This window comes from Bacillus sp. JJ1532, assembly GCF_036965085.1.
In the GTDB taxonomy this organism is placed as follows: Bacteria; Bacillota; Bacilli; order Bacillales; family Cytobacillaceae; genus Cytobacillus.
This window is the reverse complement of record NZ_JBALOW010000002.1, coordinates 58,962-75,231: the sequence shown is the minus strand read 5'-3', so window position 1 is coordinate 75,231 and position 16,270 is coordinate 58,962. Positions and strand designations below refer to the sequence as shown.

The following is a 16,270-nucleotide window of genomic DNA, read 5'->3' as shown; positions in this document are numbered from 1 at the left end:
AAAAGAATCACGTATAGGTGTATCGTGATTCTTTTCCCTTTTCTAGTCTGAAATTTATTCTTAGAAACCTCGTACAATCCTTATTCATATTGTTCAGGTACTCCACCTTTGTGTGATATATGCATTGGAGTCTTTGAGGAAACCATTTGAAAGGAGACTTTAAAGTTTAAATAAAATCTATTAATCAATGAGATATTTTTTAAACTTTAAGAAAAATGAACAAGATGAAAAATAAAAAAGTTGTAATTCTTAGTATTGGTGGGACAATAGCAAGTAAAATAAATCCTGATACTGGCCTATTAACCGCGGGTGTTCTAACTGGTGAAGAGTTATCACAAATGTGTAACCTTCCACCTAATATAAATGTTGAAGTTATATCAGTTTTTCAAATACCTAGCAATCATATGACGTTTGGACATCTAGAAATATTAAAGGACAAAATTGAGAAGGTATTTGAATGTGAAGATGTTGGTGGTGTGGTAATAACTCATGGAACTGATACATTGGAAGAAACTGCGTATTTTTTAGATTTGGTAATTGCCGATGATAGACCAGTAGTCATAACTGGATCACAAAGAGGACCTGCTGCAATAGGAACTGATGCATTTGTTAACTTGCGACAATCTATTTTGCTCGCTGCCCATTTTGAATGCCGGGGATTAGGTACCATTGTTTTGTTTAATGAACGTATTTATTCTGGACGATATGTACAGAAAGTGCATGCATCCAATTTAAACGGTTTTACTTCCTATGGTTTTGGTTATTTAGGAATTGTGGATCAGGAGAAAATATATATTTATCAAAAGCCTGTGAAAAGAGAAGTATATAGAATAAGAGAAAGTTTGCCAAATATAGAGATTGTTAAATGTTTCTTAGGATCTGATGGGAAATTTATTGACTGTGCTGCAGACTATGGAGCTAAAGGGATTATTATTGAAGCCCCAGGCAGAGGGCATGCACCACCGTTTATCCTAGAAAGCGTAAAGAGAGCAATTGCAAAAGGAATCTACGTACTCCTTACAACCAGTGCCGAGGAAGGCGAAGTAAAGATGGTCTATGACTTCCCCGGAAGTGCTTGGACTTTACAGAATGAAGGAGTCTTATTAGCTGGTGATTATGATAGCAAAAAAGCTCGGATTAAATTAGCAGTAATACTAGCTGCTGGAATTGAAAATGTTCATGAAGGTTACTTTCAACAATAAAATTATATGTCTTAACTATAATATTGGAAAATTTCCATCTAAGAAATAATATTTTTGAAAGCTACTCAGTATATAGAGGTAAAAATAAGTGAAAGGACTAGCAAATAAATCATCTGCTAGTCCTTTTTAGTTAATCTCTCCCCAACTTTTGTAAACTGAGTAAAACAACGCCGCAAATCGAAGCTATAGTAGAAATGCTTTTGAACAGTTTTATATAAACTAATGGAGAAGGATAATGTAAAGTTTTAGAATATTAAATATAATAGATAAATAAATCAATCAAAACTGTATCTGTAGGGGTATTTATTTCATGGAGGTTTAATAACATGCATTATGACGTAATTGTAATTGGAGCAGGTTCAATGGGGATGGCAGCAGGTTATTTTTTATCAAAGGGTGGAAAAAGAACTCTATTAATAGATTCTTTTAACCCTCCACATAACAAGGGAAGTCACCATGGAGACACTAGAATTATTAGGCATGCTTATGGAGAAGGGGAAGATTATGTTCCGTTAGCTCTCAAAGCTCAAGAATTATGGCATGACTTAGAGAATGTTACTGGAAAACAATTGTTTCTCCAGACAGGAGTTCTAAACGCTGGTAATGAAAAATCGGATTTCATCCAAAACATCATCTCTAGTTCAAAGAGATATACGTTACCACTTGATGTTCTAGATTCAAGTGAAGTGAATAAGCGTTGGCCTGGTATCACTTTACCTAACGATTTCGTTGGGTGCTTTGAACCAACATCAGGAGTGCTAAAATGCGAGGAATGTATTGATGCATACAGGGATCTTGCTGAGCTGCATGGAGCTACCGTCTTAACAAACAGTAAAGTGAAAGAAATAGAAGTTCATGACAAAAAAGTAACGGTAAAGACCGAGGAACAGACTTTTTACTCTGAGGCATTAGTCGTTTCAGCAGGGGCATGGTCAAGCAGTCTCCTTACCATGTTAGATTTGAACCTTCCTCTTAAACCGGTAAGAAAAACATTTGCATGGTTCGATGCTAATGAATATTTATATAATCATCGAGATTTTCCCGCTTTTGCATTTGAGACATCTCAAGGCCTTTATTATGGCTTTCCAAGCATCAATGGTTCTGGATTAAAAGTAGGTCGCCATGATGGAGGAGAAGAAATAAATCCAGATGAATCCATACTAGGATTTGGTGAAATAGAGGAAGATGAAGCAGATTTAAAACAATTTTTGAATGACTATATGCCTTCTAAACAACAGTTGAAGTATGGTAAAACATGTATGTATACACTTACTCCTGATGAAAATTTTATTATCGATTTGCATCCTACATATCCAAACGTGGCAATTGCTTCAGGTTTCTCAGGGCATGGCTTTAAATTTAGCAGTGTTGTTGGTCATATTTTAAGTGAATTAATTATTTCTGGGAAGACAGAACAAAATATTTCTCCATTTTCAATCAATCGATTTAAAGAGAACTGCTTTTACTAGCTAGCAAAATAAATTAGATATGAATCCATTTTGATCAGTCTTTTTATCAAAATGGATTCTTTTTTTCATTAATATATTGATTTATGTAGTGTTTTTTTGAATGTGTGCCTGGCATAAGTGAAGACTCTAGGGTTCAAGTCCTGAATAGTGAAGGCAGTAGTAATGGTAGAGTTGGGAAAAATATTAAAACAAAAGTCACTTTCTTTGATTTATCTAAAAATTAGAGTTACAATTGCTTTGAATTAAAAATAATTTAATTCAAAGCAATTAGCCAATAATACGAACTCAGGGGGAATGCATGATGGAAAGACTATCAGAAAAAGTTGCTGTCATTACTGGTGGAGCAGGTGGCATAGGCAAAGTAGCAGCCGAAAGATTCCTAAAAGAAGGTGCTAAAGTAGTTTTAGTAGATTTATTTGAAGAATCCCTTCTTAAAGCAAAAGATGAACTAGCCTCACTTGGTGAAGTTCTTACAGTTCAAGCGGACGTTTCAAAAGAAACTGATGTAGAAAACTATGTTAAAAAAGCACTTGAGCACTTTGGAAAAATCGATGTATTCTTTAACAATGCCGGAATCGAAGGAAAAGTAGCACCTCTTGTGGATCAAAAAATTGAGGATTTCGATAAAGTAATGAGCGTCAATGTACGTGGAGTATTTTTAGGATTGAAATATGTTCTGCCAGTTATGACTAAACAAGGATATGGTAGTGTTATCAACACTTCATCTGTTGCAGGATTGGAAGGTAGTCCGGGAGTATCGCCTTATATTGCTTCAAAACATGCAGTAGTGGGATTAACTAAAGCATCTGCAATAGAAGTAGCAAGTGCTAATGTACGTGTAAATTCCATTCATCCATCTCCTGTTAACACAAGAATGATGCGTTCTTTAGAAGATGGATTGAAGGTAGAACAAGAAGATTTAGCAAAGGCTATTCCATTAGGACGTTACGGTGAACCAATTGATATTGCTAATTTAGTACTATTCCTTGCTTCTGATGAAAGTTCATTTATTACAGGCGTTCAGTATAGAGTTGACGGTGGTATGGGAGCGTAAGATTTCAGCAAAACTAAGCTTTAGATCGTGCTGTTTTATTTTTTTAATGAACGTAAAAAATTATGGGGTAGTTTATAGATATATCAAGAGCGTGTTTTGATCAATTTTTTTTTTCAAAACAGGCTCTTTCCTTTTGTTCAATTATTTCAGTTGTTAATTGAATTCTAAAGGGTATTTTTGAAAAGCAAATAGTACAACAGGTTTATTATTTGATAAATGAAATAAGGAATGATAAAATTTGAATAAATCTAAAACCAAGTAAATATATATGTTTTATGAGTTTTATTTTTTTTCATAAATAAATAATAAAAAGTACTTTCGAGGAGGAGTTTTTTAATGAGTAAGGTACCATTATTAGTAACGACAGAATGGCTGGCAGAAAGATTGAATGATCCAAATTTAAGGCTGCTGGATGCAACAACATTTTTAAAACATCCTGAGAAAGATGGATATTATGATGTGTGGTCGGGTAAAGAAGCTTATGAAAAGGGGCATATTCCTGGAGCTGTTTTTGCTGATTTATATAATGAATTTTCTGATCCTAATTCGGAATTTACCTTTACTGCTCCTTCTCGTGAAAGATTTGTACAAAAGATTAGTGAACTTGGTGTAGAAGAAGGGACTTTTGTAGTGATTTATGATCAGAGAGCGATTGTAAATGCACCTGTTATTGCATCCCATTGGGCTTCCCGTCTTGCGTGGCAATTACGTTACGAAGGTTTTGAGGATGTTGCGGTTCTTGATGGAGGTTTTCCAAAATGGCTGGAGGAAAAACGCCCTGTTACAATCGAACCTGGTTCCTATCCAAAAGGAAACTTCAATGGGGTAAGAAGACCAGAATTATTTGTTACAAAGGAAGAGGTTCTGAAAGCTATTAATGATGAGGATGTGATTATCATTGATAGTTTAACAGAAGCACATTATAACGGAGAAGTAAATACGTACGGAAGGCGCGGTCATATTCCAGGTAGTGTCAACGTATTCTTTGGTTTACATTCTAATTCTGAAACAAAAGAGCTCGATGAAGAGGAAAATCTTCGGAAAAGATTTGAAGAAATTGGAGCACTAGATCCAAACAAAAAAGTAATTACGTATTGCGGCAGTGCGATTGCAGCTACTTGGAATGCTTTAATATTAAATAAGCTTGGGCAAAAAAATGTAGCTATCTACGATGGCTCTTTGACAGAATGGGCAAAAGATCCGTCATTGCCACTCGAAACCAAGTAAGAGTATTAATTAAAAAAGGGTAGTTGAAAGAGCATCTGCTATTACCTAAGCAGACGCTCTTTTTTCGGGTTCTTCTTATAAATCAGCTTTAGCTCCCGAGTTGAAACTGATCCTTTTCTGAAATATTAGTTCCATAAATATGGGAAAGAACATATAAAATGGCTATAATGGATCATTTATAACAACCCAAGTGTTTTTTGTGAAAGTCAGTAACTCCTTTCAATCCTATAGAGGAAAATTATGCTGAAGCTTTAAAATTTATTTCGTTAATGTGAATAATATGTAAAAACTGTTGAATTTTAGGGTAATGATCATATAATGGAGTTGTTGCGAGTAAAAACACTTATTTTTTGTACAGAAAAGAAATTTTATGTAATTTATCCTCATAGAAAATACTCAATAAAATTTTCTAGTAATTATCAACCCAATTATATTCATTATCATACTCCTAGGCTTCCTACACAACGTCATCCCTTTTGTTTCAACTTGAAAAGAGTTTTTCCAAGGATTGTTATTGTCAAAGTTAAGAAAAGAGTTAACTTTAAATCCAAGATTATCCCAAGAAATAAAATTCTATTTTCAGGAGGTAATGAAGATGGCTAAACGCCCAATCTCTATTCCAGAAAACCCAGTATCAATGTTTTTATTCAATAATACACAGTCTGCTCTTATTTGGCTTGTCATCCGTTTGTATGTCGGTTATGCGTGGATAAATGCAGGGTGGCATAAAATTACTGACGATAATTGGACAGGTGGAAATGCAGGTGGTGCAGTTCAGGGTTTTGTTAAAGGAGCATTAGCGAAGGCTGAGGAAGGAAAAGACGTTACAGGCTGGTATGCAATGTTTTTAGAAAATATTGTCCTCCCAAACGCTTCTACATTCGGTTATCTCGTAGCCTACGGAGAAGTGCTAGTAGGATTAGGATTAATTTTTGGCTTATTAACTGGTATTGCCGCTTTTTTCGGTTCGTTGATGAATGTCAGTTTCCTGTTTGCAGGGACACTTAGCACAAATCCACTTTTATTTATTTTGGCTACTTGGTTAGTAATGGCATGGAAAGTCGCTGGTTGGTACGGGTTAGATAGGTGGGCGCTACCTTATTTAGGTACACCGTGGAATAAAGGCACTTCTATTATGAATTCGTCTGTCAATAAGTCAAACTAAAGTTGTTTAAGGGATAACAATAAATAATGTGCTTTTGTGGCTAGAAGAAGGGAGTTTACAGGTGATTTATTTACCAAAATTTAAAAACTTGTCCTAGGTACAACCCTTGTTATTTTATTGCCGTAATAGGATTTACCCCAAACTAGCTGATAAAAATGTGAATATATAGTAATAAAAATACAAATAAAACACAGAAAATACTCACCTTGCTTCGGCACAGTGAGTATTTTTTATCCGTAAAGTAGGCCAAACGGAGCCTATTCAAAGAAGCAGATCACCAAGTTCGAGCTGACAAAGGAGAGAACTTGCTAGCGCAGTTCTCTATAAGTAATGCTACGAAATTGCCATTGATCTCTATTCAAGTTAATAGAAGATTGATAGGAAAAAAAGTGAAAAAGTAAGGGGATTGGGCGTTGATCAAATGAAATTTGAATATTTTATTTGCTAAATGAAAAGATATAAATACTTTTATGATAATATTAGAACTATTCAAATTTTATGAGGAGAGGGAAGAATGGTAGCTGAGACAAATATTCAAGAGTTGAAGATGGCTATTAAAAACTTTTTTAATCTGTTTCCGGTTAATTGCGAACTAGTATTACCTAATAGTGAATCCATTGCGATACCTGCTCAATGTCAGATTGTTCCTAAAATAAAAAAGACAGGGATTAATGTATTAGTGAAAAGTAAAGATGAAAATAGTATGTGCGTTTCCTGTTCTTTCAAAGATAACTGTCATATAACTGCAGCAAATTTTACCCCCGTTCTATTTGCTCAGAGAGTGATAGGTTTTATTTTAATTACGCCGATTAAAGGACAGGAAGATTGGTTGATTGACAATATTAATAGGATGAAAGGTCAGTTGGATGTATGCAGTGAGTGGATTAGCCTCAAACTTGAAAATGCGGAGATAAAAGAGGAGAACATTTCATTTAAAGAGGAAATGAATGGAGTTTTCTCATTTTTAAATGAAACGATTATATTGGTTGGACAGGATGGTGTCATCCATAACATTAGCAACTCATTATGTTCAAAATTTAAAAAAGAAAAAACCGAATTAATCGGATTAAATATTAATGAAATAATAAATGATTCGGACTGGGCTAAGATTTCTAAGACAAGGTCTCAACAAGATCTAAAAATAACATTAAAAGCGAATTATTCGAATGAAAAACAGGAAAATTACCTAGTGAAAATAAAACCTCTTATGACATCCGGACGGATCACGCCCTATCTTTTAAAATTATTCCCTGTATTGAAACAAAAAGAGAAGTTAAATGAACAAAGAGTTCTTTACTCATTTCATGATGTAAAAGGTACCAGTACACCAATTCTAAGTGTGGTTGACATTGCTAAGCGTGTAGCTCCAAGTGATACAACTGTTCTACTAAGGGGAGAGAGTGGTACTGGAAAGGAAGTATTTGCACAATCTATTCATAGAGGAAGCAATCGAAAAGACGGCCCATTTATTGCCTTAAATTGTGCAGCTATACCAGAAACATTATTAGAAAGTGAGTTATTTGGACATGTGAAAGGGGCTTTTACTGGTTCAAATACAGATAAGCCTGGGCGATTCGAACTCGCCAATCAAGGAACGATTTTTCTTGATGAAATTGGAGACCTGTCCCTTCCGCTTCAAGCGAAATTATTAAGGGTCGTGCAGGAAAGGAAAATAGAAAGGATTGGAGATACAAAAAGCACCCCTGTAAATGTACGAATTATCACTGCTACTCATCGAAACCTTGAAGAGCTTGTTTCTAATGGTCAATTTAGAGAAGACTTATACTATCGGCTTAATGTGATTCCGATTACGATTCCTCCTCTAAGGGAAAGGAAAGAGGATATTCCTATTTTAATTGAGTACTATTTAAAATCATTTTCAAAACAATTATCCCGATCCCCTAAGAGATTGTCGAAAGAGGTATATGAGATATTGCTAGACTATCATTGGACAGGAAATATAAGAGAACTTCAAAATGTCGTACATCATTTTGTTCAGCTGGAGATTGGTGAATTAATTACTACTAATAGTTTACCGAAGTATATTGGTGAACTTTATGCCCATTCAAATGATAAAAACCAAGGTCCGTTATCCATTGGGACATCACCTATAAAAAAGAAGCATTCAGAAGAAAAGGAATTAATTATTCATTTATTAGATCAATTTGGCAGGGATACAGCAGGAAAAGCAAAAGTGGCTAATCACATGGATATAAGTTTGCCAACATTATATCGAAGGATTAATAAGTATAAAATTACGTAAAAGTCTTTTAACAATAATTTAAAATATGATAAATAGTCGGAAACTTGAGAAAAGAGATGGAATAATGAGAAAGCATTGAATTATCATGGAATTTTCGTTAAATATAAAACTTTGATAATCAGTTAATTTTAAGTTTTTTTAATAAAAAACTTTTAAAAATGCTTTTTGATGATAAAAAAGGGTTCGTTTTTTTTTGGCACGGTTCTTGCAATCTATAAAAGTAAGGAGAAGATTAAATGGTTTGGCAACTTAGAAAAAGTGACATTCCCATTCTTTCATTAGGAGCAAAGGTATTAGCTTGCGGTGGTGGTGGAGATACGAAAACAATCGAAGCACTCTTAAAGTCTATTATGCGGGAAGATGATTTCATTTCGGTTAAAACGATCTCAGATCTTGAAAACGAATGGGTTGTAGTAGCAGGGACTATGGGGTCACCAATTCTTTTTAATGAAGCGATACCGAGTGGTCAAGAAGGGATTCAAGCTTTAAAGATCTACGAAACTATCACCCAAAAAAATGTTGGTGCCCTTATTTCAGGTGAAATAGGGGGGGTGAATGCTTTAGTTCCTTTAGTCATAGCCATTCAAACTGATTTGCCCGTAATCGATGGAGATGGTATGGGAAGGGCCTTTCCAGAGTTAATTATGACTACCTTTCATTTATCAAATATTCCACTATCACCAATGGTATTACATGCACATGATTCCAATAGGGTAATTTATGATTCGGAAAGTAATTCCTTTAATTCAGAATTGGCAAAGGAATTTATCCAAAAAAATGGTGGTCATGCCCATTTTATAGGATATGGATCAAAAGGTAGGGAAATGAAAATTGCAATGATTCCAGGAACTTTAAATCTAATTTTCAGATTAGGAACTGTTCTTTATGAAGAGAGTCATTTAAGCAATAAAATTCAAGATATTACTAATGTGTTTGAAAATTCAATTTACGGTAAACCTCAGATGATCATTTGCGGGGTGGTCTCAGAAGTCCAGCGGTGGTTCGAAAATGAAACAATGGTTGGAAAGTTTATTATAGAGGGTCGATCTTCCTTTTCAAATAGAAGGATTGAAATTGAATTTAAAAATGAATTTATTTCAATTAAAGAGGATCAGTATATATGTACAACTCCCGATCTAATTCTTGTATTAAACGATGAAAACTTGTTTCCTTATAGCGTTCCGGAGATTCAGCAGGGTCTTTCAGTTTTCATATTCGGAGTACCCTCTCCTAATGTGCTTCGTACAAAAGATATGTTAAATGTAGTTGGCCCTGAAAGTTTTGGATTAAGCTGTACCTATAAACCTTTTGAAGGAGGGGATAGGTCTTGAAACTCGGAATTGATGTTGGAGGAACAAATACTGATGCAGTAGTAATAAAAGATGCTAGGAATCTTCTTACCTGGTCGAAATGTTTAACGACAAAAGATATTATTACTGGTATTGTTTCCGCCGCTAAAAAAGCAATACACGAAGCAAATATCTCGCCTGAACAAATTAGCGGCGTTTTTCTTGGGACAACACATGTTTTAAATGCGTTGCATTATCCAAATAATCTTGCAAAAACTGCTTTGGTAAGGATAATAAAAAAGCCTTCTTTAATTGAACCAGGAGTGCAATGGCCATCAAACTTAAAAAAATATATTGAAAAAGTCTATTACATAAAGAGTGATTATGATTACACAGGCCAGTTGGGTCAAAATTCACTGTCATATTCAGAACAAATTAAAGATTTGTTGATGGATATAAAAAAGAACGATATTCAATCCATTTGTTTAGTTGGAGCTTACTCCCCTTTATATGACACAGAAGAACATGATGTTCGGAATAGTATTAGAGAGCATTATCCGGATATCCCAATAACTATGTCTCATAAAATCGGTAGCACAGGATTTATCGAAAGGGAAAATGCGGCTTTATTAAATGCCATTTTATCAAATGTAATACGAGAGGCTATGATTGACCTATCTAATTCGTTTAAGAAAATGTCATTAAATTGCCCATGTTGGTTGACCCAAAATGACGGTTCATTGATTGAGATAAAAGAGGCAGCAGACTACCCAATCTTAACAATAGATTCCGGTGTAACTAACAGTATAAGAGGGGCTAGTATCTTAAGCGGTTTAAACCAATGTATTGTAGTTGATGTCGGCGGAAGTACGATTGATATAGGAAGAATATTGAATGGACAGCAAGAAGTTACTGTAGGGTCTTCATCCATTATAAATATTAATGTAAATGTTCGAGCACCAAAAGTGCATTCATTGCCTTATGGTGGTGGGAGCCTTATCTCTATGGAAGATGACTTTGTAGAAATTAAAGAGACGATTGCTAATAATATTGAGCATCAAGGGATAGCTTGGGGTGGGAGCGTATGGACTTTAACGGATTCTTTTCTTAGACTTTTTCCTGATTCATTTCAGGATGAAAAAATGCATCTAAACGGATTAAGGATGTTATCCAAGGAAGATTGTCAGAAGGTAGTTAATAAGGTAACCAAAGAAATTAAAGAATGGATAGCCAGGTTTCAGCCAAGTAACGAAGATCTTCCAGTTGTTTTGGTTGGTGGTGGAAGTCCATTAATTCAAAATAGATTATTCGGCAAGTACCAAAGAGTTTTACAGCCTATCGGTTACCATATTTGTAATGCAGTAGGGGCGTGTTTTGCTCCTCTTAGTGTAGAAATTGATCAAGTATTTTGGCTAAATAATAAAACAAAACAGGAAGTCATTGATCAAGCAAAAGAGCAACTTTTACAACAATTGATTAGCAAAGGGGCAAGAAAGGATACTATTAAACTTGTATCGTTAGAAGAAATCCCATTTGATTATTTAAAAGGCGAAGTCTTGAGAATTCGGTTAAAAGGCTTTGGTAAAACCTAAGGGGGTGATATTAAAAGAATCGTAACAAAGAAATTGTTTGTTCAGTAATCTAATAAGCCTCAAAGGAGTTGTATTTTCAATGAAAATTAAAGTAATTGTGCCAATTATTACGGACATTTTTAATGAAGAAGTTAGAAGGGAGTTTAAGCATTATGTTTCCGAGAATACTGAAGTAGGAGTTTGTAATTTAGATTACGGACCTGAATCAGTAGAAAGCGAATATGATGAAGCTTTATGTATACCTAATTTATTAGAAAAGGCAAAAGAGGCAGAAGAAGAGGGATATCATGGTGTAATTAGTGATTGTTTCGGAGATCCAGGTGTGAAGGCGGCAAGGGAAATATTAGATATACCAGTTGTTGGACCATGTGAATCATCCATGCTAATTGCAAGCTCATTGGCAAGATCTTTTTCAATCGTAACAGTGTTGCCAAATGTTGTGCCTATGATTGAAAATATAAGCAAAACTTTAGGTGTAAAAGAGAATGTGGCCTCAATTAGATTCGTAAATATTCCCGTTTTAGAAACTCAAAACAAGGGAGCGCTAAAAAGTGCATTGTATGAAGAAATGATAAAAGCAATTGAACAAGATAATGCCCACGCTTTAGTATTAGGCTGTACAGGCTTTCTGGGTGTTGCTTCAGAACTGCAGGAGCGATTAAAACAAAATGGTTATGATGTTCCAGTAATAGACCCTGCATTTGCAGCAACAAAAATGCTCGAAGCTTTAATTGGTATGGGAGTAAAACAAAGCCGTTTGACTTACATGACCCCACCTTCAAAACAAAGAATAAAAAACTAATACTAATAATCTAATAATCTTAACTATTGAACTCTATTATTTCTTTTACTTCTAAAAAAAATTAACTGAATAATAGAAATGTTTAGTGTATTCTTTTCTTCAAATTATCCGCAGATATATACAAGAAATATCAGAAAGCGTAAAGCAGTATTAGCGAATTGAAGAAACTAGGGGGGAAATATATGAAAAGCGTCAATATGGATGATTATTCGCTTTCAAGGGTACCGTTATCAGCAAGATTACCCATGTTGGATTTGCTGGTTGTTCGGATCGGAATTTTCTCGTCAATAGCTCAATTTTTACTTGGAGCAGCCCTTGGTTATGGAATGACTTTTTGGCAAGCATTTTGGGCTGGAATTGCGGGGACAGTAATTCTAGAAATCGCATGTTTTGCGCTGGGCTATATCGGTATGAAAGAGGGCCTTTCTACTAGCCTATTAACACGCTGGACTGGATTTGGTCTTTATGGGTCGGCTCTTGTCGCATTAGTCCTTACTCTGGGTGCTACGATATCCTTTGGGTTTCAAAATGAAATTTTTGCCCAGGGGTTGAACGATGCGTTAGACGGGTTGTTAGGGTATCCTCTCACTGCGATTTTTACTGGATTAGGCGTAACGGCTATAGTTATTTTTGGTTTCAAATGGCTCAGTTGGACAGCGAAGATCGCCGTTCCTTTGTTCTTGTTGACAATGGGTTATGGCATCTATAAAGTTCTTTCCTCCCATTCCATTGTTGATTTAATACAATCACCGGCACCAGGTCCTCATATTTCTTTTGCAGCGGGGACAACAATGGTAGCAGGCTCCTTTATGATTGGTGCCATATTGACACCAGATATGAGCCGATTTGCCAAAAATGGCAAAGATGTATTTTGGATGACGTTTATTGGAATGTTTATTGGCGAAGTAATTCTGAACATGGTTGCTGTTCTTATGGCTCATGCAATATTTAGCAGCGATATCATGACGATTACCCTTCAGCTTTCAGGATGGTTAGGTGGTGCAATCGTTTTGTTTGCAACAGTAAAAATCAATGATATCAATCTGTATGCGTCTTCTTTAGGGATGGGGAATTTGATCAATTCTGTTTTTAAGAAGCGAATCAATCGTGGATTGATAGCATTGATACTTGGTGTACTCGGAACTATCCTCTCCCTTATGGGGCTTTTGAGCAAAATTATGTTTTTGTTTACCATTTTTGGAATTATCATTCCGCCAATCGCAGGGGTTATGGTGGTCGATTACTTTATCCTGAAGCGCAGCAGGAATGTACTGGATGAAAGCCGACGCTTGGGAACCATACCGGACAAAACAGAAGCGATTAACCCGATGAGCTTAGTTGCATGGGTAGCCGGATCTCTTGCGGGGGCTTACTTGACGATTGGGCTTCCTTCTTTAAACGCCATCATCATCAGCGGACTTACTTACTATGTCGGAATGAAGATTTTCAGTTCGGCTCGCTATGTGACACCGACTCGTTCGATTGAGAAATGACAAAAAAAGACAAACAGAGGAGGAAAAATCATGAGACTTTTGGGAAAACAAGAAATTGAAGATATAGCTTTAGGATCAACATTGTTAGGTTCTGGAGGAGGTGGGGACCCCTATATTGGGAAGTTGATGGCCATACAGGCAATTGAAGAATATGGACCGATAACACTATTGTCTCCGGATGAAGTACCGGATGATGCCCTTGTTATTTCATCGTGCGGTTTTGGAGCACCAACTATCCTAATTGAAAAGCCACTTGGGGGACAAGAAGCGAAAAATGCGTTTCAAATGATGGAAAAACATCTAGGTAAAAAAGCATTTGCTACGTTTCCGATTGAAGCTGGAGGAGCAAACTCCATGCTGCCGTTGGTCACGGCTGCTCAGTTGGGGATACCTGTAGTGGATGCTGATGGAATGGGGCGGGCTTTTCCTAAACTAGAAATGACAAGTTTCTTTCTCGATGGCCTTTCTGCTACCCCTATGGTTCTAGTAGATGAAAGAGGAAACACCACCTTAATCGATACAATTGACAATATGTGGGCAGAACGGATTGCCCGCAGTGTAACAATTCCAAAAGGTGGTGCTGTTGGCTGCGCACTTCACTCGATGACGGGTAAAAACCTTAAGGATAGCGGAATTCTTAACGTTTTAACATATGCAGAGGAGATCGGGAGGGCCGCCCGTTTAGCGAGAGAAGGGAACACCGATCCTGTTGGAGAAATTCTAAAAGTCACGAATGGCTTTGAGCTATTTCGCGGAAAAGTAATCGATGTCAATCGCCGAACAGAAGGTGGTTGGGCAGTGGGAACAGCCAAAATAGAAGGCATTACTAAAAATAAAGGTCAAGTATTGAAACTAAGCATTCAAAACGAGCACCTAATGGCAAAGGTTGATAATCGCCTTTTGTGCGTCACTCCTGACCTTATCTCTGTTATTGATGCCGAAACAGGCTTAACGATTACCACGGAAGGCATTCGTTATGGGATGCGGGTCGTTATCGTAGGAATTCCGTGTCATCCGAAATGGCGGACAGCAAAAGGAATTGAAATTTCGGGACCAGGTCATCTTGGTTTTGATGATGAATATACGCCAGTGGAAGAACTGATGATGGGGGTTAACGTAAAATGAGTTATCGTATTGGAATTGATGTAGGGGGAACGAATACAGACGCTGTTTTAATGGATAAAGAATATAGCATACTGGCTAAAACGAAATCATTAACAACACCAGACGTAGGTACAGGTATTTATCGAGCCATGAGGAATGTTATTGAGAAATCAGGCGTGCCCCGTAATGAAATCAAATTTGCCATGCTAGGGACAACCCATTGCACCAATGCCATTGTGGAACGTAAACGTTTAAATAAAGTCTCTGCGATTCGAATTGGAGCACCGGCAACCGTGTCAGTAAGACCGTTGATTGGCGTACCGACTGATTTGAGAGAAATTCTTGGCAATCACGTTTACATTGTTCGCGGAGGGCATAATTTCGATGGCACGGAGATCGTATCACTGGATGAATCAGAGTTGAACCGAATTGCTAACGAAATAAAAGGAAAAGTAGACTCTGTTGCTGTCACTTCCCCGTTTTCGCCCGTTTCAACTAATCACGAGCTGCGTGCGGCTGAAATTTTACGTGAAGTGTTGGGTGAAGACATTCCAATCACACTTTCCCATGAAATCGGGAGCATCGGCCTCCTTGAACGGGAAAATGCAACTATACTCAATGCTGCATTGGTTGATGTTGCTAAGACTACAGCGAATGGATTTATAAGTGCTCTAAAGGAAGAAGGTGTAGACGCCAAGGTCTATTTTGGTCAAAATGATGGAACGCAAATGACCGTTGACTATGCAATCAAGTTTCCTATTCTAACCATTGCGTGTGGACCGACGAATGGAATTCGTGGTGCATCCTTTTTATCTGGATTATCAAATGCCCTTGTTGTCGATGTAGGGGGAACTAGTACCGATATCGGCGTGCTGATCAATTCGTTCCCTCGGGAATCTTCTTTGGCTGTTGAAATCGGGGGAGTACACACCAATTTCCGAATGCCTGATATTGGTTCAATTGCTTTAGGTGGAGGAACGATTGTACGTCTCGGAAATGATGGAAGTTTTACTATTGGCCCTGATAGTGTAGGTTATCAATTACCGGAAAAAGGGCTTGTGTTTGGTGGTGATACTCTAACTACTACAGATGTAGTGGTTGCACTTGGAATAGCCAAAGTAGGTGATCCGGAAAAAGTAGACCACTTAGATAAAGAGCTAATGGAAAGGATATATACACAAATAACGGAGATTATAGAAGAAGCGATAGATAAGATGAAGACAAGTGCGGATGAAGTTCCAGTCATTCTCGTTGGTGGAGGGAGCATTTTGGTACCGGATAAATTAAAAGGAGTTTCTCAAGTCATTCGACCGAATCATTTTGAGGTTGCCAACGGGATTGGCGCGGCCATCGCACAAGTCAGCGGGCAAGTGGAGAGGGTCTTTCACTTTGAAGAGATAAGCCGCGAACAGGCACTGGAGCTTGCCCAAAAAACTGCGGTGGAGGAAGCTATATTAGCCGGGGCAGATCCTCATACAATTGAAATTGTTGATATGGAGGATGTCCCGCTGGCTTATCTTGGAAATGCCTCAAGAATTAGGGTAAAGGCTTCGGGAAGCCTCGTTTAACTATGCGAAGGGGATAGAAGTTATTCGCCCATTACATTCAGG

Annotated in this window: 12 protein-coding genes; all 12 read left to right on the top strand. The window is 36.9% G+C overall.

The features are described from left to right. The first annotated feature begins 224 nt into the window (after positions 1 to 224). The 12 genes from V7122_RS00725 to V7122_RS00670 all read left to right on the top strand — a co-directional run bounded on the left by V7122_RS00725 (position 225) and on the right by V7122_RS00670 (position 16,228). On the top strand, positions 225 to 1,202 hold the full coding sequence (locus V7122_RS00725; protein WP_335525415.1) for an asparaginase: 978 nt from the start codon (positions 225 to 227) through the stop codon (positions 1,200 to 1,202). A gap of 326 nt (positions 1,203 to 1,528) precedes the next feature. After that, positions 1,529 to 2,671 (top strand): N-methyl-L-tryptophan oxidase, encoded by a 1,143-nt coding sequence (solA, locus tag V7122_RS00720; protein ID WP_335525414.1) that lies wholly within the window; start codon positions 1,529 to 1,531, stop codon positions 2,669 to 2,671. 301 nt (positions 2,672 to 2,972) lie between these two features. Beyond that, positions 2,973 to 3,725, top strand: coding sequence for an SDR family NAD(P)-dependent oxidoreductase (locus tag V7122_RS00715; protein ID WP_335525412.1), 753 nt, complete (start codon positions 2,973 to 2,975; stop codon positions 3,723 to 3,725). Between the two features lie 336 nt (positions 3,726 to 4,061). Further along, entirely contained in the window at positions 4,062 to 4,952 is an 891-nt protein-coding gene (locus V7122_RS00710) for a sulfurtransferase (protein ID WP_335525409.1), read from the top strand. 595 nt (positions 4,953 to 5,547) lie between these two features. Further along, positions 5,548 to 6,117: a DoxX family protein gene (locus tag V7122_RS00705; protein WP_438824756.1), complete on the top strand. Its 570-nt coding sequence runs from the start codon at positions 5,548 to 5,550 to the stop codon at positions 6,115 to 6,117. 514 nt (positions 6,118 to 6,631) lie between these two features. Next, positions 6,632 to 8,380, top strand: a complete 1,749-nt coding sequence (locus V7122_RS00700) for a sigma-54 interaction domain-containing protein (RefSeq protein WP_335525405.1) — start codon at positions 6,632 to 6,634, stop codon at positions 8,378 to 8,380. 236 nt (positions 8,381 to 8,616) lie between these two features. Next, positions 8,617 to 9,711, top strand: coding sequence for a DUF917 domain-containing protein (locus V7122_RS00695; RefSeq protein ID WP_335525404.1), 1,095 nt, complete (start codon positions 8,617 to 8,619; stop codon positions 9,709 to 9,711). Further along, a complete protein-coding gene (locus V7122_RS00690) occupies positions 9,708 to 11,261 on the top strand; it encodes a hydantoinase/oxoprolinase N-terminal domain-containing protein (RefSeq protein WP_335525403.1) in 1,554 nt (517 codons plus the stop codon). Before V7122_RS00695 ends, V7122_RS00690 begins: the two co-directional genes overlap by 4 nt. Positions 11,262 to 11,340: 79 nt before the next feature. After that, on the top strand, positions 11,341 to 12,063 hold the full coding sequence (locus V7122_RS00685) for an aspartate/glutamate racemase family protein (RefSeq protein WP_335525402.1): 723 nt from the start codon (positions 11,341 to 11,343) through the stop codon (positions 12,061 to 12,063). 182 nt (positions 12,064 to 12,245) lie between these two features. Then, a complete protein-coding gene (locus V7122_RS00680; protein ID WP_335525401.1) occupies positions 12,246 to 13,556 on the top strand; it encodes a purine-cytosine permease family protein in 1,311 nt (436 codons plus the stop codon). Positions 13,557 to 13,586: 30 nt separating this feature from the next. Continuing rightward, positions 13,587 to 14,681, top strand: coding sequence for a DUF917 domain-containing protein (locus tag V7122_RS00675; protein ID WP_335525400.1), 1,095 nt, complete (start codon positions 13,587 to 13,589; stop codon positions 14,679 to 14,681). Beyond that, positions 14,678 to 16,228 (top strand): hydantoinase/oxoprolinase family protein, encoded by a 1,551-nt coding sequence (locus tag V7122_RS00670; RefSeq protein WP_335525398.1) that lies wholly within the window; start codon positions 14,678 to 14,680, stop codon positions 16,226 to 16,228. The genes V7122_RS00675 and V7122_RS00670 overlap by 4 nt, the downstream gene beginning before the upstream one ends. Positions 16,229 to 16,270: the final 42 nt, after the last annotated feature.